Origin of the sequence: Kitasatospora sp. NPDC094016, from assembly GCF_040304045.1 — a bacterium.
Classification (GTDB): domain Bacteria; phylum Actinomycetota; class Actinomycetes; order Streptomycetales; family Streptomycetaceae; genus Kitasatospora.
This window is the reverse complement of sequence record NZ_JBEOUK010000009.1, coordinates 25,199-41,886: the sequence shown is the minus strand read 5'-3', so window position 1 is coordinate 41,886 and position 16,688 is coordinate 25,199. Positions and strand designations below refer to the sequence as shown.

The following is a 16,688-nucleotide window of genomic DNA, read 5'->3' as shown; positions in this document are numbered from 1 at the left end:
GCGTTGCGCGAGCTGGTGGACCGCCGCCTGGCCCAGCAGCCGACCCCCGACCTCGACCCGGCCGCGCCCACCGCGCAGAAGCCCAGGGAGGTCACGGTCCCGACTGACCCGATGCTGCGCCGGCTGTCGGACATCGACGCCTCCGTCGCCCTGGATCCACATGTGTTCGGCGACTGTGGTCGCTGGCCGGATGGACCGTCAACCCGGACGTGTACCTCGTCCTCGGCGAGGGCCACCAGGTCGGCTGGGTCGAGCGCGGCCTGCCCGGCCTCGGCGACCGGTGGGTGGCGATGTACGAGAACCACTTCATCGGCGACCAGGCCACCCGGGAAGCGATGCTCCACGACACCCCGGAGCAGGCCGCCGCGGACTACGCGGCCGCCTACCCGGTGCCCGGGCACGGGGACGGGCTGGTGTTGGGCGGGGAGCTGCTGCCGGTCGGGTGGCTGGCCGAGGAGCGGGTGTTCGTCAGGCCGCTCCACTTCGACTGCGCGGACGACGTCCGGCCGCTGGGGTGTCGGTGCCGGTGCCGGTACTGAGGCGGTGTGGCTCCCGGCCCACCGGGCGGTCGTCACCGGCCTGGAGGCGAAACCCGGCGTCCCACCTCACGCCGGACGAGTCGACGGCCCGCGCCCTGGCCCACGCCGACCCCGAGCACGACGACTGGTTCGCGGCGCTGTTTCGGATCGCAGGCCCGCAGAGCCAGGAGAGGTTCGGCTGGGCCCGCGCGGCCGCCGAGGACGCCGGCGAGCCCGACCGCCGGTGCTCCGCGTTCGACGCGGTCACCGGCGCTGTCGCAGTGGCGGGCGGTGAGCCGCATCGACGCCGCACCGCCACGGGTGGACGCGACCACCACCGCTGCTGTGGCCATGAAGGGCGCAACGAGGTACACGCTCACCTACCGGGTTGCCGACCGCGACCACAGCACCGGCTCCCTCACGCCGCACGGCGTCAGGTCACCGGGCATCGGTGCGACGCTCCCGCTGGAAGTCGCAGCCGACGACCCCGAGGCCTCACGCGTCACCGGCGGCCATGACCCCGACGACGCCCTCCAGCCCACGATGATCCTCGTGGCCACCGCCGCCGTTGCCGGCCTCGCCACCTCCCTGCGCCTTCTCCACACGGCCACCAGACGCAACCGCCCGAGCCCCTGAACCAACCCCGTCCTGGCTGTTCCGCGGCGGCTGCGTGGCCTGCCCCGGCTCGCTTTGCCCCCTGGGGCGGGGGGTGCCCCTATCTCTTTCGTCAAGCGTCGGGCGCCGTGGTCGGCCCAAAATCGTCCCCTTTTGGCCCAGCGCCTGGGGCTGGCAGGAGGTCAGCGGTGCCGTCGCCTGCGGGAGGCGTGCGACGCCAGAAAAACCACTTGATCCGCTGGCTTACGGTTCCCGCATGACGACTACGCTCCGCCTGGAAACGGTCACTGCCGCCAACTTCGATGTCGCGATCGGCCTGAAGGTTCGCCCCGACCAGGAGCACCTGGTGGCGCCGGTGGTGAAGTCCCTCGCCGAGGCATACGTGTACCCAGGCATAGCCTGGCCCCGCATCATCTTCGACGGCGACCGGCCTGTCGGCTTCCTCATGGCCTTCCTTGACATCGACTTCGCGGGCGACGGCAGGGCGCCGACATCCGCTCGGGACTGTGGCGGCTCAACATTGCGGCCGGCGAACAGGGATGCGGATATGGCCGCTTCGCGGTCGAGTCCGTGGCCGCCGAGATCCGCCGCCGTGGTGGCACCCGATTGACCACAACCTGGCATCCGGGCGAGGACGGCCCCGAGGGTTTCTATCTGGGGCTGGGGTTCCGGCCGACGGGGGAGATGAGCGGGGATCAGAAGGTCGGGGAGTTGGAGTTGGGCAAGGTGGATCCGCCGGACGGCGCGGTCCGCCTGCCGGAGGGGGAAGGTCCCTCCTTGTAGAGCTCGGCTTGCCTCGCGCCCCAGGTCAGGATGCCGCTGCGGGTCGTGATTCGTAGAAGGTGCCGTCGCGGAGCATGGCGAACAGCACGTCGACGCGTCTTCGGGCGAGGCAGAGGAGCGCTTGGGTGTGGGTCTTGCCCTGGGCGCGTTTGCGGTCGTAGTAGGTGCGGGAGGCCGGATCTGCGAGGGAGGCGAACGCGGCGAGGAAGAAGGCTCGTTCGAGTTGCTTGTTTCCTCGCCGGGAGGGTTGTTCGCCGCGGATGCAGGATCCGGAGTTCCGGGAGGCGGGGGCCAGACCGGCGTAGGCGGCGAGGCGGCCGGAGGTAACGAAGGTACTGGCATCGCCGACGTCGATGAGGATGCGAGTGCCAGTCCTGACGCCTATCCCCGGCATCGACGTCAGGAGCTTCGAAAGAGGGTGGGCCTCCAGCAGGTCAGCGATCTGCCTTTCCAGGGCTGCGCGTTGGGACAAGTGCGCGCGTAGTTGGGCGGCAAGGCTGGGCACGATGGTGGCGGCCGCGCCGGTACCCGCGACGACGACGGTCTGCTCATCGAGGGTGGTGAAGATGTCCTCGACCAGGCGCTCGGCCATCCGGGGTGCCTTGGGCCGGATCAGGGTGACCAGGCGGCGGCGTCCTGCTTTGCGGATCAGTGCCGGGGAGCCGTATCGCTCCAGGATGGTGAGCACGGCGGGGTGTTGGATGCGTGGGCCCAGGACGCGTTCGAGCGAGGGGTGGATCTGGGTGAGCAAGCCGCGCAGCCGGTCGGCGGTGCGGGTGACCTCGCCGGCGAGGTCGTCGTCGAACCCGGCGAGCATGTCCAGCTCGGCGACGGTTTCGTCTGTGGTGGCCAGAGCGCGCAGGGTGTGGGGCACGGTGCGGGCGGCGTCGGCGATGATGAACGCATCGCGGGCGTCGGTCTTGGCCTCGCCCGGGTAGGGATCCGCGATCCGCCGCATGGTCAGGCCGGGCAGGTAGGCGACCAGGCAGCCCGCGTCGCGGGCGACGGCCAACGGCAGAGCGCCGATGTTGGCAGGCTGGTCGACGATCACCAGCACGGTGCCGTACTTCGCGTTCAGCTTGTCGAACAGGGCCCGCGGCCTGGGCTCGCTGTTGGGCAGCCGCTTGTCGAAGACGGTCTTGCCAGCGGGGGTCAGGCCCCGCCCGTGGTGTTCGCCCTTGCCGACGTCCAGGCCGAGGAAGACGGCCACCTCGCTGATCTCGATCACCAACAGCCTCCGCTGACGCGCTCGTGTCCCCGGCCTCACCTACGGCACCAGATGCCGGCATCCACGTTACGAAGGCCTGCCGTACCCGTCGCCGGGCCGGCGGTCGTGCCCCTAATCAGCGGTCTACCGGTGCCTCCGGTGCCCGGTGACACCACCCCCCGGATCATGCTTGCACCGCCGGACCGGAAATTCTTCGGCGCACTCCCGCCCGGGTAACCCCCCGAAGCCATCCACGACAGGAAGATCTCCCGTTTCCCGCGCCGCGCCATCGGGACCGCCCTGCGCCGCGTGGCCTGCCCGGCTGCGCCCCACCCGACCGGGCCTCGTTCCCACAGCCCTCCCACCGTCCCCGGCCACGCCCCGTCGTTGTGGCAGGCGTCGGCCGTCCCGTTCTGCTGCCCCCGGGGATGACGCCGTTGCGAGCGCCTCTCTTCGGCGCCGCCGCCCGTGGCCTGTTGTCGGGGTTGTCTTGTCGGTCGTCGTCACCGCCCCGCCTCGGGGACGGGGAGAGCCTGTCCGTCGCCCCGGTCCGTCGTCGGTGACCGCCCGCGCCGGCCGTCCCCCGGCCAGGACCGCCCCTGGCTGCCGCACTACGCTCTCCGACCGGATGAGACAGAAGGGGGGCTGCCCGGGGCCGAGCTGTCCGGGCCTGCTGTGCCCCGCGTGGTCGGCGTGCCTGTCATGGCCAGGACGGTGGCGAGCCCGGTGTCCCGGGCCGGCCTCGTGGCCTGCCTGTTCCCTGCCTCCGCGTCGCTGCCCCGCTTCGCCGCCTGTCGTCGCGTTCGCGCCCTCGCCGCCTCCTTTCCTCGCGGGCCGGGTTGACGGTCCATTACCGGGTGGCCGGGTGGCCGGTCCGTCTGGCGGCGGGGCGGGTTGTTGGCGTGGTCAGGGGCTTGGGGAAGCGGGGTCCCGCCGGGGTGGAAGGCTGGGACGGCCTCGGGGCGCGGTGTCGGCGAGGTGGCGGTGGGCGGCGTGGAGGTTTTCGGCGGCCTGGCGCAGGTGGTGGCAGGCCATGGAGGGAGAGACCGCGTTGTAGGGGCGGAGCCATCGTTCGGCGGCCTGGACGCGGGCGAGGGCGGCGGTCAGGGCCTGGTGGGCCGGCCGCATCGACGGGATCTCGGCGACTTCGTCCACGGTCCGGGAGAGCAGGACGGCGAGGTCCTCGGTGTCGGGCCACGCGCCGTCGGTGAAGTCGTGGCCCCACCAGGCCAGTCGGGCCGCGCATATCCCGACCCAGGCCTCCAGCCGGTCTTCCCAGGACGGCGGCCTGGCGGGCGGGGGCGGGGGCGGGTTCGCAATGATCGGCACCCGAACATGATCCGCCCACGGGCCACGGTCGCGTGGCCGTTTCACCGGAACCTGTTGACGACCTGTTGCACAACCCGGGCCCGGCGGCCGCCCACCCAGGCCGTGAGACGGTCGGAGACTGCTTCCCGGGTGCAGGGTGGGTGCAGGGACGGCCAGGGAGCGCTTCCCGGCAGCCGCCCGCCCGGGCCGCACAACGGCCAGCGTCAAGTGTTCTGTCCCATGAGGCCACGGATACGGCCGACGGGCGGCACAAGCACCTCCGCACAGGCACACCCGTCCTGGATCCGTACGGGAGTTCTCCGGCCCTCGGGGTGAACTGACCTGACAGGCAAGGGCATCCGATGCATAAGATCTCCTGTCGACCCGACCGTCCCTGTGGACGCACCGCACCGCACCGCACCGAACTGCGCCTCGCCGCACCCGCACCCGCACCGCACCGCACCGCACCGCACCGCACCGATCAGCGGGGAAAGGGCCCGACAACGAGGCCTGGACCAGACCGCAACGGAGACGCCGGATGGAGACACCGTGACTTCCGCGAGCCCACAACAACACCGCCTGACGCAGGTACCCGAGTCCCTTCGGGCCTTCGGCCGCTGGCAACACGAGGGCGAAGCGGGCCACCGCTGGCTGACGGCCCTGCCGGACACCGTCGCCCAATGGTGCGACCACTGGAACCTGAAGCCCGACGGGCCACCCATGCACGGCTACAACAGCCTCGTCGTGCCGGTCTGCCGGGACAGCGAGCCACTGGCACTGAAAGTCACGTGGCCCGACCAGCAGATGCAGGACCAGGCACTCGCCCTGCGCCTGTGGAACGGCCACGGCGCGGTCCGCCTGCTCGACACCGACACCACGGCAGGCGTCATGCTGCTGCAACGCCTCGACCACACCCGTCCACTGCGCGACGTGCCACTGACACAGGCCGTCCCCGTGATCGGGACACTGCTACGGCAACTGGCCATCGAGCCACCCCACAGCCTGCGCACGACCGCAGACATCGCCGCGGTCCACCGACGGGAACTCCCCACCCAGTGGGAGGAACTCGGCCGCCCGATACCCCGACACACCCTCCACCACGCACTGGACCTGGCCGAGGAACTGTCCCACGACGACTACACCGTCCTGGTCAACAACGACCTCCACTACGACCAGGTCCTGCGCACCCCCGACGGACACTGGTCCGTCGTCGACCCGCTGATCGTACGCGGCGTCCTCGAGTACCAGGTCGCACCCCTGCTGTGGAGCCGGTTCGACGAACTCGGCCCCTCCCGCGTCCAATGGGCCATCGACGCCCTGACCGACGCCGCGGACCTCGACCCCGACCGCGCCCGCACATGGGCACTACTGCGAGCCGTCGAGTACTGGATATGGGGCCTACGCGCCGGCTTCACCGAGGACCCGGCGCGCTGCGCCCAGATCGTGGAAGCACTCACCTGACCCCCGCCCCGCCCCGTGGAACGGCCGGCGCCGACCCAGACCGGCCACCGTCGACCCCGAAGGCCTACCGGAGGGACCGACAGGAATCCGGGCGCAGCGGGTCTACACAGACGGATCGGAGTGAGAAGCGGACCAGTGGTCGAAAGCGCGGTCCGGACGGCGGACATCCCCCCTTCACCGTCCGGACCCGTGCCACCGCCGCCACCCGCCGGGCCACCGGCCCGCCCCCGCGCTGGCCACCATGCAGGCCGTCATCGACGGCGGCGAACCCGTGCGGCAGACCCTGGAGCGGCTCGCCGCACTGGCGCCGTCCGAAGCGGTCGTCGCCGCGGCCGAGGTGCGCTGGCTGTCCCCGCTGCCCAGGCCCGTGCAGATCCGGGACTTCGGCAGCTTCATGGGCCACTTCCGCAACGCCCGTTCCCGGATCCAGGGAATCCCGGCCGACCGGGTCGAGCTGCCCGCCGTCATGTTCGAACGGCCGCTCTACTACCTGGCCAACCGGCTCGTCGTGACCGGCCACGACAGCGACATCCACTGGCCCCCGTACTCCTCCGTGCGGGACTACGAGCTGGAGTTCGCCTGCGTCCTGGGCCGCGGCGGCACCGACATCCCCGCGGCCGACGCCCAGGCGCACATCTTCGGCTACACGGTCTTCAACGACTTCAGCGCCCGCGACACCCAGTTGGAGGAGATCACCACCGGGCTGGGCCTGAGCAAGAGCAAGGACTTCACCGGCTCGAACGTCCTCGGCCCGTGGATCGTCACCGCCGACGAGGTCGGCGACCCGTACCGGCTCACCACGACCGCCCGCATCAACGGCGAGGAGGTCAGCCGGGGCACCTCTGCCGACATGCACCACAGCTTCGCCGACATGATCGCCTTCACCTCCCGGTCGACCCGGCTGCACCCGGGAGAGGTCCTGTGCTCGGGCACCGTGGCGACCGGCTGCGGACTGGAGCACGGCCGTTTCCTGGAACTCGGTGACACCGTCGAACTCGAGGTCTCCGGGCTGGGCGTGCTGCGCAACCGGGTGGTGTCATGAACCGCGAAGCACTCGTCCTCGGCGTCGGCTCCACCCGCTTCGGCCGCCTCGACCACAGCGCCGGCGACCTCGCCGGCCTCGCCGCGCACGAGGCGCTGCGCGACGCCGGGCTGACTCCGGCCGATGTCGGCGCCGTGTTCCACGCCACGGTCAGCCAGAAGGCGATCGACGGCCAGCACATGATCCCTGGCCAGGTCGCCCTGCGCCCTCATGGGTTCGCCGGCGTGCCCGTGGTGAACGTGGAGAACGCCTGCGCGGGCGGCGCGACCGCCCTGTGGCTGGCGATCGCCCACGTCCGGGCGGGCCTGTCCGACGTCGCCCTCGCCGTCGGCGTGGACAAGCTCGTCTGCGCCGACCCCGCCCAGGGGCTGGCGGTGTTCGACGGCGCCATGGACGTCGCCCACCGTGAGGAGACCCTCGCCGCGCTCGCCGCCCTGGCCGACCCGCTGCCGCCCGAACTCTCCGTGGACGGCGACCGGTCGGTGTTCATGGAGATCTACGCCTCCCTGGCCCGCGCCCACATGCGGCGCTTCGGCACCACCGAAGCCCACCTGGCCGCGGTCTCCGCGAAGAACCACGCCCACTCCGTCCACAACCCCCCGGGCCCATTTCCGCCGGCCGTTCACCGCGGACGAGGTCCTGGCGGCCCGGCGGGTGGCGTGGCCGCTGACGGTGCCGATGTGCTCACCGGTCAGCGACGGGGCCGCCGCCGCCGTCGTGACGAGAGCCGACTTCCCCCACGACGAATCGGCCGTGGCGGTCCTGAGCAGTGCCCTGCTGTCGGGCACCGACCGGGCGGCGGACGACGCCGAACACCACATCGGCCGTCGCGCCGCGCTCGCCGCCTACGAGAAGGCCGGCCTCGGTCCCCAGGACGTCGACGTGGCGGAGGTCCACGACGCCACCGCCTTCGGCGAGATCCAGCAGGCGGAGAACCTGGGCTTCTGCCCGATCGGCGACGGCGGCCCGTGGTCGGCCTCGGGTGCGAGCGCACTCGGGGGCACCCTTCCGGTGAACCCGTCGGGAGGACTCGAATCGCGCGGCCACCCGGTGTCCGCCACCGGACTGGCCCAGGTCTTCGAACTGGTCACGCAGTTGCGCGGCCGGGCAGGCGGACGACAGGTCCCCGACGCGCGCATCGCCATCGCCGAGAACGGCGGCGGCCTCTACGGAATCGAGGAGGCGGTGGCCGCCGTGACCATCCTGGGGAGGACCCGATGAGACCCCGCTACGCGGACCTGATCCTCACCGCGCTGCGCAGACGGCCCGAGCGCACCGCCTTCCGCTTCACCGGCGACGACGGGACGACCCCGCCCGGCTCGCCCAGGCCCGCCGGCTCCTCGGCCCCGTACTCAGCCAGCACTACGGCCAGGCCGAGGCCCCCAACGCACTGACCGTCCTGGACCCGGCAGAGCACCGCGACGACCGGGCCGTCCTGGGCAACTGCGGCCGACCGATGCCCGGTGTGGAGATCACCCTGCGCGATCCGCACGGCCGGGAGGTGCCGGCCGGTGAGCCGGGCGAACTGTGCGCCCGGGGACCGCTCGTGATGGACGGCTACTGGAACAAGCCCGAGCAGACCGCGGCTGCGCTCGAAGGAGGCTGGCTGCGTACCGGGGACGTCGCCCGCAGGGACGACGACGGTCTGATCACGATCATCGACCGGATCAAGGACACCATCATCACCGGCGGCTTCAACGTCTACCCGCGCGAGGTCGAGGAGGCCCTCTCCGCCCACCCGGCCGTCGCCGCCGTCGCTGTCTACGGCACACCCGACCCGCACTGGGGCGAAGCCGTCACCGCCACCGTGGTCCTGCGCTCCGGACGGCACGCCACCCCCGCCGAGCTGACGGACCACGTCCGCACCCGCAGGGGCCCCCTCTGGGTCCCGAAGCGGATCCACCTCGCCGACGCACTACCCCTCACCGCCCTGGGCAAGATCGACAAGAGGGAACTCCGCCACCGGGCCTCCGGGGAGGACCGGAGCGGCCGGTAGCAGGACCAACCGGCCCGCACCCGCCGTACGCGAGGCTCACGGACGGCCGGTGGGCCGTGAGCGGGCGCGCCCGGACGGTCGCGGACTCCCGCCGGTACGGCGAAATCCGGAGCGACCCGGGGCTCAGGCGTCGATGCCCTTTCGTGCGAGATCGGCTGCGATGCCGTCCAGAACGCCGGCCAGGCCCGAGGCGAACAGGGCGTCGAGGTCCCACGGGTCGGCGCCTGCGCGCATCGCACGGGCGAGCCGGGGGTACGCCCCGGGTTCGTACAGCGGGTCCTGCGCGCGGTCCGAGTCCTTTGCTCGCCGCGTCGCGCCGGTCCTCGACTGCCGCTCCGTCTCCAGATCGCTGACCAGGGTCACCGCTACGCCCTGCACGTAGGAGGCGAACATGAACATGTACCGGAAGGCGTCGGCGGGTTCGAGGTCGAGCCCGTCGAACGAGGAGAAGGCGCTTTCGCTGTCCGCGGCGAGGGCCGGGCTGAAGTAGGCGCGGGTCGTCACCATGACCCTCGGCAGGATCCACGGGTGACGGTGGTACAGCTCCCAGTCGCGGTCCGCGGCGCGTTCGAGGCCGTGCCGCCAGTTCCGCGGTGGCGATTCGGGCAGCGGCAGGTCGGCCATCGCGGCTTCCACCATCAGGGTTACCAGGTCGTCCTTGGACGCCACGTGCCGGTACAGGGACATCGTGCCGGTGCCCAGCTCCGCGGCGACACGGCGCATCGACAGCGCGTCGAGCCCCTCGGTGTCCGCGACGACGATCCCGGCCCGGACGATGCGCTCGACGGTGAGGTGCGGCGCGCCGTCGTCGGCCACCGGGACGTCGGCCGGGTCCTCCGCCCTGCGGGCCCGGTAGGCCCGCGCCTGGCACGCGCGGGAACAGTAGAGCCGGGGCCGCCCCCGGTCCGCGGGCTCCAGCCCCTTTCCGCAGGACGCGCACGCCGACTGCACGGACATCAACGGACTCCTTTTCGTCACACGCCAAGGTTGTGACGAAATCTTACCCCCGCAGTGCGGGTACGTGTGCATTTCAGGATGAATCTGCAGGTCAAATGGTGTTGTGCCATTTCAGCATGTGTGCGTACCCTGCACGTGTCGATGCGTACAAAGTACGCTCTCGAAGATGGTTACGTCCGCCCGGATCCCCACACACCGCTCAGGAGAGGGCATGACTGGAGAAGAGAAACGCGCCGGATCCAGGGAGTGGGCCGGCCTCGCCGTCCTGGTACTGCCCTGCGTCCTGGCATCCATGGACATGGCCGTCATGTTCATCACGCTCCCGTCCCTGGCGGCCGACCTCCGCCCAAGCGGTTCCGAGCAGCTCTGGATCATGGACGCCTACGGCTTCCTCCTCGCCGGCCTGCTCATCACGATGGGCACGCTCGGTGACCGGTTCGGGCGCCGACGGGTGCTGCTCACGGGCGCCACGGCCTTCGGCGCCGCCTCGGTCCTCGCGGCCTACTCGACCAGCCCCGGGACGCTCATCGCGGCCCGCGCCCTCCTGGGCATCGCCGGAGCCACGCTGGCACCGTCCACCCTCTCCCTGATCCGGAGCATGTTCCACGACGCCGCGCAGCGGGCTGCCGCGGTCGGCGTCTGGACGGCCGGCTTCGCGGGCGGCGCCGTCCTCGGTCCGATCATCGGCGGCCTGCTCCTGGAACACTTCTGGTGGGGATCGGTCTTCCTGATCAACGTGCCGGTGATGGTCCTGCTGCTGGTCCTCGGCCCGCTGCTGCTCACCGAAGACCGCGACCCCGAGCCGGGCCGCTTCGACCTGCTCGGCGCCGCCATGTCCCTCGTGGCCGTCCTCGGCGCCATCTACGGCGTCAAGGCCGTGGCGGAGCACGGGTTCGGGTGGATTCCCCTGACCTGCTGCGCCGCCGGCTTCGCTGTGGGAGCGGCGTTCCTCCGCCGCCAGAACCGGTCCGCGAACCCGATGATCGACATGGCTCTGTTCCGCAGCCGCCGGTTCAACGTGCCCCTGCTGATCGACGCGCTGGCGACGTTCGGGCTGGTCGGTTTCAGCCTGTTCAACTGGCAGTTCATGCAACTCGTCCTGGGAATGGGCCCGTTGGAGTCGGCCCTGTGGTCCTTGCCCACCTTCCTCGTGATGCCCGTGGGCATCGCGCTGGCCACCGCGCTCGCTCCGCGCATCGGCAAGCACAACGTGATCGCCGCCGGGCTGCTGGTGGCCACCGCCGGCTACGTCATGCTGGCCCTGCTCCAAGCCGGTTCGGGAGTCGTCCACCTCGTCAGCGGCATGACCGTCGTCTCGATCGGCATCGGCGCCGTCTCCGCGGTCGTCACCGAGGTGATCCTGTCCGCCGCACCACCGGAGCGGGCCGGAGCGGCCTCGGCCACGGCCGAGACCTCCGCCGAACTCGGCGGGGCGCTGGGCATCGCGCTCCTGGGCAGCATCGGCACCGCCGTCTACCGTTCGGAACTGGCGGCCAACGCCCCTGACGCCCTCACTCCCGGCCAACTGGAAGCGGCGCGGAGCACCCTAGGCGGCGCCGTCGAGACCGCCGCCACACTCCCGAGCGGCACCGCCGAGTCCCTGCGGCACGTGGCCTTCGACGCCTTCGCCCGGGAGGCCCGGATCGCCTCGGTGGTCAGCGCCGTCCTGATGGCGGGCGCGGCGGTCCTCATCGTCGCCGTGTTCCGAAGCTCCGACTGCGGGCTCGGGCCCGGAGCCTCCCGATCGGCGGCGGAGCCCCGACGAGGGGACCGTGCAGGGGACATGCGCAACCGAGCAACCTCGCCCTGATCGACGTGCCCATGCGCCGCACCGGCGCCCGCGGAGCCGTTCGCGGACCAAACCGCTCGGCACCGCCTCGCCGCATCCAGGTCTGAATCCATGAAATCCGAACCACTGGAGGTCTGTAGTGTCCCGCCGTGCTCCCATGCCGCCCGCCCTGCTCGAAGCATTCGATGCCGAGATGGCCGCGGCCCGGACCCCAGGACCCACGGCGCAGCGATGGAGGGCCGTGGAGCGTGCCCACATCCTCTCCCAGCCCTGGCCGTGGTCCCACACCCTCACCCACGGCGTGATGTTCCGCCTCGCCCTCCGCGACCGCGACGTGTGGGAGATGCTCGGCCAGCTGGGGCGCCTGGTCGTCGCCGCACCCGGTTCCGCGGCCGGGAACTACCCGGACGGCAACACCGGCCGCACCCGGGTCGGGCTGACCACCCACATGCCGATCCCGGACGATCTCGCGGCCCTGCTCCGCGACGCCGGCGCGCTGCGCGTGTAGGCCCGGCCGTCCGAGAACCTCCTCCCCCGTACCGCGTCGTGCCGGCGAGCTCCTCGAACCACCGTCCCAGCCCGGTGGGCCCGTTCCATCAGAACACCAGTCGACAGCGGAACCGGAGCCGCCGGCGACGCCGGCTGCCCCTCACACGTCCGTGAGGGGCAGCCGGCATCCTCGGCGGTCGGGTGAGTACGCGGGGCGGGGCGGATTCAGAGGTCCTGCCGACGCCAGTGCGGAACGCCGGAGTTCGGCGGCCGACTCGCGGGCGGGAGGTGCTTCGAGCCTGCCGTCAGCAACACGCGTGCGCTCCCACGGCCTGCGAGCTCGGCGTCACCCCAGCGCGGGGTGGACCAGCCGCCCGTGGTGGATGAGGGCCTGCCTACGCAGGGCCGTCTCGAACTGCGCGAATACCACCGCGGCACCCTGCGCTCGATGCGCTCTCGCCTGCGGTGGGAAACCGGCTCCGCCGAGACCTCGGAGAACCTCGCATTCTGGCACACGGCGGGAACTCGTCGGTGACGGAGTTCGCCGAGAGGGTGGTGAGAGCCATGTCGTCGTGTCCTTCGCAGAGGCGCTTACCTGGAAGTACGACAAGTGCCGATGATGCGTTACACTACGCACCGGCGTCGGGCGCACCAGCTGCATCCCCGACCGCGTCGCGACCACCGGCTACGACGCCGTCGTGGCCACGGGTACCGGGCAGCCGGCCTCCGCCGCCACCCGGCAGGTGCTCACCGGGCGGGACGCGACCGGCACCCCGGTCACGGAGTTCCAGGGCCGGGCCGTCCCCAGGGCGGCTGCCTCCAGGAAGGTCTGGACGCCGTCGGCGGAGCGGCGTTCCTGAACTCCGCTCCCTCCGCCCTGCCCGGCGGCGGGCCGCAGGAGCCCCTGACGGATCCACGCGTCGTGGCCGCCGACCGGCAGTGGAGCAACTGTATGAAGGATCACGGCTTCACCTACGCCACCCCGGCGGACGCCCACATGGACCCGCGCTGGCGCGACCGGACGCAGGGCGTCGGAGCGTCCGTCGGCCACACCCCGGCCGAACTCGCCACCGCGAGCGCGGATGACGCCTGCAAGCGCTCCACCGACTTCATGGGGATCGCGGTGGCCGTCCAGGCCGCCTACGACCGGCAGTGCATCGCGGCGCACCCGCAGGAGCTGGCGACGTTCACGCAGGGCATCAGCTGGCACGTCGCCGACGCGGAGAAGGCCGTCGCAGCGGGCGCGGCCGGGTAGCGGAGGCCCGGGCGGTGGTCGACGACACCGCTCGCCGGCAAGGCCACCACGCCCGGGCCGCGCGGACGCCAGGCCCCCGAGCACTTCGAGGAGCACCACCCCGTCCTGTCGGCGGGCAGCCCGGGGGCGAGTCCGTGCCCTGCCCCCGGTGGTGCGGCTACCGTTCGTATGCTGGTCCACGGGCGGTGGCGGCATCCCCGGACCTCGGGCGGCGCCGCGTGCCGCGGAAAGGGGGGCACGGACATGCGGAAGCGGAGGAGGCGCACGGCCTGGTCGCTCATCTACTTCCTGCTGGGTGGCGTGTGCCTGCTGATCGCCGTGGTGATGGCGACGGGCGTGGCGACGCGCGTGGCGACGACGGGGGACGCGCGCGGGGTGCAACACCTGATCCCGGTCCTGGTCCTCGGCGTACCGGGTGCGGTGCTGACGTTCCGTGCGCCGGTGTTCGGCGTCTCCTACGGGTCAGCCGGGGTGAAGTACTCCGGGCTGCTCAGGGCGCGCTCCTACGCGTGGGCGGACCTCCGGGAGGTGCGGGTGGCCGTCCTGCCGGGCACGGTCTACTCGTCCGATGTTCCGGAGCTGGTGCTGGCCTCCGGCGGAACGGACCAGCTGTACATGCTGGCGGGCCACGGCTCGGGCCGGACCAACAAGCGGGTCAAGCGGCTGGTGGCCGAGCTGGAGGCGGCGCGCGCGGCCGCGTCCTGACGCCGGTCGCCGCCGGTCGGTCCCACCGGCGGCGGCGCGCGGCACCGGCTCTCCCGGTACCGGTTGGTGCGGCGACCTGGCGGTTCTGAGCTTGCGAGACACGTTTGTTGGGACCACCTGGTCACGCTTCGTGCAACCTGCAGCGAATCGACACGGAGGTGCTACTTGATCAAGTGGAAGTCGGGATGCTCCAGCCAGGCCTCCAAGAACTCCACGTCTCCGAAGTGTCGAAGCTGCCGCCCACTGCCCCCGGTGTCATAGGAAACCTCCATGACTCTTCCCGGGAGGGTAGTCGCCGGGGCCGCCCGCAGTCGGCGACCAGCGCGTACTGGCGGCTCGCGTTCCGGTGGTTCCCGCGCCCTTCGTCGGAGCAGATCGTGCCGTTGAGGGCCCGTACCTTGGACAGCGGGTTTCCGGACCGGTCATGCGCTCCCACGCGCCCTTGACGTCCCGTCATGCTGGGGTGGAGCGTCGTGCGACGCTGCAGCCGACTCACGCCCGGGCGACGCTGGGCACGATGCTCGGTGAGCTGCCCAAGCTCAGGGACAAGCTGGTCTTCGAGATCGAAGGCAGGGATCCGCAGGACGGAATCGACATGGCGGGGTCGATGATGTCGCCGCTGTGGAACGGGCAGACCAGCCGGCACGGCAAGCAGCACGCGACAGACCGGGAGAAGGTGGTGGAAGCCGTGACGGCGGTGCACATCGCCGCGGCTCTCGCGCAGTTCTTCTCCACCGGGGCGATCCGCCGCAAGTAGGGCCGTCGTCGCTCGGACGAAGGGGTTGACGCCGGGGCCTGGCGGGGTAGACGAGGGCGGACTGGAAGCCGGCGCGGGGGACGAGCGGGCGTGGGTGACACGGCGCCAGGGGGAGGGTTCGAGGTCGATCCGGACGTGGTGTTCCGGGCGTCGGTGCAGTTCCTCGGCTCGAAGGACTTCGTCTACAACATCGCCTCGGGGGTGGTGGGAGACCTGGCGTCCTCGGAGGGGATGGCCGGTGACGACACGGTCGCCCACGACTTCGCGACGAAGTACGAGCGGACGGCCAAGAGTGTGGTCAAGGCGACCGGGACCGCCGGGCGGGCCATGGCGACGATCTCCAGCCGCCTGCTGACGATGGCCGCCAACTACCTGAGCGTCCAGGACTCGGTGGCCGCCGCGTCCACAGGCAAGATCAACACGTTGGCGCCGCTCGCCAAGGGCACCCAGCAGTGCGACGAGAGCGAGGCCCACAACAGTCTGCCGATGGTCACCGGTTCGAGGGAGGCCCACGAGATCCCGGTGATCGGCAAGTTCTGGCCGCAGGGCAACCCGAATCGCCTGCGCGGCGCGGCCCAGGTGTGGGAGCAGTGCGCCTCGGCCATCGACACGGCGCAGCGCCGGCCAGCATGCCGCGGACGTGATGGCGAAGTGCACCGCCACGGCGTTCGCGGGCTTCAAGTCGTACGCCGCGACGGTGTACGACGCCTGCCCGCCCGGCGGGACCGCCGTGTCGGCATCGCAACCGCTGATGGTGAACATCTCCTCGGCGTGCCGGGAACTGCAGTCCCTGTTCGACGTCGAGTAGCCGCGCCGTCCCGGTTCCTCCCGTTGCGTTCGCGGTCTGTCGTCGGCGGGAAGATCCGCACAGCCTGACTGGGCACCGGGCCCGAGGAGGCAGCTCTCCTCGGGCCCGTCCCGGCCGGTGCGTGCCGCCTGGCTGCTCCCGCGCGCCCTTGACGTCTCCTCAGCCGAGCGAAACGGTGGAGGCGCAAGGATCCGCAACCGGCTTGGCACAAGGAGCGGTCATGGCACTACGGTTCAGGGGCATCGACCCGGACACGCCCAACGGCGGCTCTCCGACCGTGTGGTTGGAGGACGAGAAGGCGGAGATCGTCGTCCAGGGCTGGCTGCCCGACATGGAGATGTACCGCGTGATCAGCGAGACCGAGTGGGTGGAGGGTCACGCCACCGGTGTCCCGGACCACGAGGGCGTCGTGCGGATCCCGGTCAGGATGATCCCGTTTCTGCGAAAGGTGTGCGATGAAGCCGAGCGTGCCGGACTTTGGCGCCCTGCTAAGGAGTGCTGAGCGCTCCGCCTGTCACCTGGAGATGCGCGACTCCTACATGGACGACCCGGTCTTCGCCGACTGGCGGGCCGGCCTTCCGGTGGATCGGCCCGAGGCGTACGACCTGCCCGAGGAGTACACCGCCTGGGCCGCCCTGGTGCGGGAGACGGTCGGGCGCGGGGTGGTGATGCGCCGGGCCCGGATCGTCTCGGAACCGGTCACCGCCTACATCCGGTGGGAGCACGCGATCACCAAGCGGCACAACATCGCCCTCGGCGAGCAGGTCCGCTGGCTGCCCCGCTCGAAGGCCTCCGACCTAGCACTGCCGGGCAACGACCTGTGGCTGATCGACGACCGCGAGGTCCTCTTCCACTGGTTCACCGGTGACGGTGAGTGGGCCGGCCACGAGAGCACCGAGGGCCAGGCCGTGGTGAAGTCGGTGGCTGCGGCCTTCGAGGCGGTGTGGGACCGGGCCGTCCCGCACGCGCACTACACCGTCTGACCAACCCGTCCACCA

General features: G+C 71.5%; 20 protein-coding genes and 3 pseudogenes. 19 read left to right on the top strand and 4 right to left on the bottom strand.

The features are described from left to right. Positions 1-209 precede the first annotated feature (209 nt). From ABT015_RS11570 to ABT015_RS11560, 3 genes and pseudogenes are all read left to right on the top strand, one after another. A complete protein-coding gene (locus tag ABT015_RS11570) occupies positions 210-539 on the top strand; it encodes a hypothetical protein (RefSeq protein ID WP_350878563.1) in 330 nt (109 codons plus the stop codon). Between the two features lie 270 nt (positions 540-809). Beyond that, positions 810-1,154, top strand: a complete 345-nt coding sequence (locus ABT015_RS11565; protein WP_350878562.1) for a hypothetical protein — start codon at positions 810-812, stop codon at positions 1,152-1,154. A gap of 235 nt (positions 1,155-1,389) precedes the next feature. Next, positions 1,390-1,916: pseudogene (locus ABT015_RS11560) on the top strand (GNAT family N-acetyltransferase). 25 nt (positions 1,917-1,941) lie between these two features. Here the strand turns inward: ABT015_RS11560 and ABT015_RS11555 are convergent. Together ABT015_RS11555 and ABT015_RS11550 are read right to left on the bottom strand one after the other, a co-directional pair. Continuing rightward, entirely contained in the window at positions 1,942-3,144 is a 1,203-nt protein-coding gene (locus ABT015_RS11555; RefSeq protein ID WP_350878561.1) for an IS110 family RNA-guided transposase, read from the bottom strand. Positions 3,145-4,029: 885 nt separating this feature from the next. Then, positions 4,030-4,452, bottom strand: a complete 423-nt coding sequence (locus ABT015_RS11550) for a hypothetical protein (protein WP_350878559.1) — start codon at positions 4,450-4,452, stop codon at positions 4,030-4,032. A 528-nt stretch (positions 4,453-4,980) separates the two neighbouring features. On the opposite strand from ABT015_RS11550, the gene ABT015_RS11545 reads away from it, so the two are divergent. From ABT015_RS11545 to ABT015_RS11515, 7 genes and pseudogenes are all read left to right on the top strand, one after another. Beyond that, positions 4,981-5,892 carry an aminoglycoside phosphotransferase family protein gene (locus ABT015_RS11545; protein WP_350878557.1) on the top strand — a complete coding sequence of 304 codons (912 nt, stop codon included), beginning with the start codon at positions 4,981-4,983 and terminating at the stop codon, positions 5,890-5,892. A gap of 241 nt (positions 5,893-6,133) precedes the next feature. Then, positions 6,134-6,934 (top strand): fumarylacetoacetate hydrolase family protein, encoded by an 801-nt coding sequence (locus ABT015_RS11540; RefSeq protein WP_350878555.1) that lies wholly within the window; start codon positions 6,134-6,136, stop codon positions 6,932-6,934. Continuing rightward, positions 6,931-7,470: pseudogene (locus ABT015_RS11535) on the top strand (thiolase family protein); the annotation flags it as partial. The gene ABT015_RS11540 and the pseudogene ABT015_RS11535, both read left to right, overlap by 4 nt. A 217-nt stretch (positions 7,471-7,687) precedes the next feature. Continuing rightward, on the top strand, positions 7,688-8,155 hold the full coding sequence (locus ABT015_RS11530; protein WP_350878553.1) for a thiolase C-terminal domain-containing protein: 468 nt from the start codon (positions 7,688-7,690) through the stop codon (positions 8,153-8,155). After that, the gene (locus ABT015_RS11525; protein ID WP_350878786.1) at positions 8,152-8,328 is read left to right on the top strand and encodes a hypothetical protein; all 177 of its coding nucleotides are present in this window, start codon (positions 8,152-8,154) and stop codon (positions 8,326-8,328) included. The genes ABT015_RS11530 and ABT015_RS11525 overlap by 4 nt, the downstream gene beginning before the upstream one ends. Further along, positions 8,307-8,438: pseudogene (locus ABT015_RS11520) on the top strand (hypothetical protein); the annotation flags it as partial. The gene ABT015_RS11525 and the pseudogene ABT015_RS11520, both read left to right, overlap by 22 nt. 45 nt (positions 8,439-8,483) lie before the next feature. Further along, positions 8,484-8,930 carry an AMP-binding enzyme gene (locus tag ABT015_RS11515; protein WP_350878767.1) on the top strand — a complete coding sequence of 149 codons (447 nt, stop codon included), beginning with the start codon at positions 8,484-8,486 and terminating at the stop codon, positions 8,928-8,930. 123 nt (positions 8,931-9,053) lie between these two features. On the opposite strand, the gene ABT015_RS11510 is transcribed toward ABT015_RS11515, so the two are convergent. Then, positions 9,054-9,887, bottom strand: a complete 834-nt coding sequence (locus ABT015_RS11510) for a TetR/AcrR family transcriptional regulator (protein ID WP_350878552.1) — start codon at positions 9,885-9,887, stop codon at positions 9,054-9,056. A 211-nt stretch (positions 9,888-10,098) separates the two neighbouring features. Here ABT015_RS11510 and ABT015_RS11505 point away from each other — a divergent pair, with 211 nt between their 5' ends. The 5 genes from ABT015_RS11505 to ABT015_RS11485 all read left to right on the top strand — a co-directional run bounded on the left by ABT015_RS11505 (position 10,099) and on the right by ABT015_RS11485 (position 14,125). Continuing rightward, a complete protein-coding gene (locus ABT015_RS11505) occupies positions 10,099-11,697 on the top strand; it encodes an MFS transporter (RefSeq protein ID WP_350878551.1) in 1,599 nt (532 codons plus the stop codon). A gap of 136 nt (positions 11,698-11,833) precedes the next feature. Further along, positions 11,834-12,184, top strand: coding sequence for a DUF3703 domain-containing protein (locus ABT015_RS11500; RefSeq protein WP_350878766.1), 351 nt, complete (start codon positions 11,834-11,836; stop codon positions 12,182-12,184). A gap of 679 nt (positions 12,185-12,863) precedes the next feature. Further along, on the top strand, positions 12,864-13,025 hold the full coding sequence (locus ABT015_RS11495; protein ID WP_350878550.1) for a hypothetical protein: 162 nt from the start codon (positions 12,864-12,866) through the stop codon (positions 13,023-13,025). 92 nt (positions 13,026-13,117) lie between these two features. Beyond that, positions 13,118-13,420 carry a hypothetical protein gene (locus tag ABT015_RS11490; RefSeq protein ID WP_350878549.1) on the top strand — a complete coding sequence of 101 codons (303 nt, stop codon included), beginning with the start codon at positions 13,118-13,120 and terminating at the stop codon, positions 13,418-13,420. A gap of 243 nt (positions 13,421-13,663) precedes the next feature. Further along, on the top strand, positions 13,664-14,125 hold the full coding sequence (locus ABT015_RS11485; protein WP_350878547.1) for a hypothetical protein: 462 nt from the start codon (positions 13,664-13,666) through the stop codon (positions 14,123-14,125). A 161-nt stretch (positions 14,126-14,286) separates the two neighbouring features. Here ABT015_RS11485 and ABT015_RS11480 read toward each other — a convergent pair whose 3' ends face one another. Further along, positions 14,287-14,436 (bottom strand): DUF6368 family protein, encoded by a 150-nt coding sequence (locus tag ABT015_RS11480; protein WP_350878765.1) that lies wholly within the window; start codon positions 14,434-14,436, stop codon positions 14,287-14,289. A 206-nt stretch (positions 14,437-14,642) separates the two neighbouring features. Between ABT015_RS11480 and ABT015_RS11475 the strand changes: the two genes are divergently transcribed. The 4 genes from ABT015_RS11475 (at position 14,643) to ABT015_RS11460 (ending at position 16,673) form a co-directional block, all read left to right on the top strand. After that, positions 14,643-14,882, top strand: coding sequence for a hypothetical protein (locus ABT015_RS11475; protein WP_350878546.1), 240 nt, complete (start codon positions 14,643-14,645; stop codon positions 14,880-14,882). Positions 14,883-14,972: 90 nt separating this feature from the next. Beyond that, entirely contained in the window at positions 14,973-15,758 is a 786-nt protein-coding gene (locus tag ABT015_RS11470) for a hypothetical protein (protein WP_350878545.1), read from the top strand. A gap of 152 nt (positions 15,759-15,910) precedes the next feature. Continuing rightward, positions 15,911-16,192 carry a hypothetical protein gene (locus tag ABT015_RS11465; protein ID WP_350878543.1) on the top strand — a complete coding sequence of 94 codons (282 nt, stop codon included), beginning with the start codon at positions 15,911-15,913 and terminating at the stop codon, positions 16,190-16,192. Beyond that, positions 16,146-16,673 carry a DUF6879 family protein gene (locus ABT015_RS11460; RefSeq protein WP_350878542.1) on the top strand — a complete coding sequence of 176 codons (528 nt, stop codon included), beginning with the start codon at positions 16,146-16,148 and terminating at the stop codon, positions 16,671-16,673. The genes ABT015_RS11465 and ABT015_RS11460 overlap by 47 nt, the downstream gene beginning before the upstream one ends. The last annotated feature ends 15 nt before the right edge of the window (positions 16,674-16,688 follow it).

Coding starts and splice junctions, on each gene's coding strand:
- ABT015_RS11540 (WP_350878555.1), top strand. CDS start 6,134: ATGCAGGCCGTCATCGACGGCGGCGAACCCGTGCGGCAGACCCTGGAG.
- ABT015_RS11525 (WP_350878786.1), top strand. CDS start 8,152: ATGAGACCCCGCTACGCGGACCTGATCCTCACCGCGCTGCGCAGACGG.
- ABT015_RS11515 (WP_350878767.1), top strand. CDS start 8,484: ATGGACGGCTACTGGAACAAGCCCGAGCAGACCGCGGCTGCGCTCGAA.
- ABT015_RS11510 (WP_350878552.1), bottom strand. CDS start 9,887: ATGTCCGTGCAGTCGGCGTGCGCGTCCTGCGGAAAGGGGCTGGAGCCC.
- ABT015_RS11505 (WP_350878551.1), top strand. CDS start 10,099: ATGACTGGAGAAGAGAAACGCGCCGGATCCAGGGAGTGGGCCGGCCTC.
- ABT015_RS11500 (WP_350878766.1), top strand. CDS start 11,834: ATGCCGCCCGCCCTGCTCGAAGCATTCGATGCCGAGATGGCCGCGGCC.
- ABT015_RS11490 (WP_350878549.1), top strand. CDS start 13,118: ATGAAGGATCACGGCTTCACCTACGCCACCCCGGCGGACGCCCACATG.
- ABT015_RS11485 (WP_350878547.1), top strand. CDS start 13,664: ATGCGGAAGCGGAGGAGGCGCACGGCCTGGTCGCTCATCTACTTCCTG.
- ABT015_RS11475 (WP_350878546.1), top strand. CDS start 14,643: ATGCTCGGTGAGCTGCCCAAGCTCAGGGACAAGCTGGTCTTCGAGATC.
- ABT015_RS11465 (WP_350878543.1), top strand. CDS start 15,911: ATGGCACTACGGTTCAGGGGCATCGACCCGGACACGCCCAACGGCGGC.
- ABT015_RS11460 (WP_350878542.1), top strand. CDS start 16,146: ATGAAGCCGAGCGTGCCGGACTTTGGCGCCCTGCTAAGGAGTGCTGAG.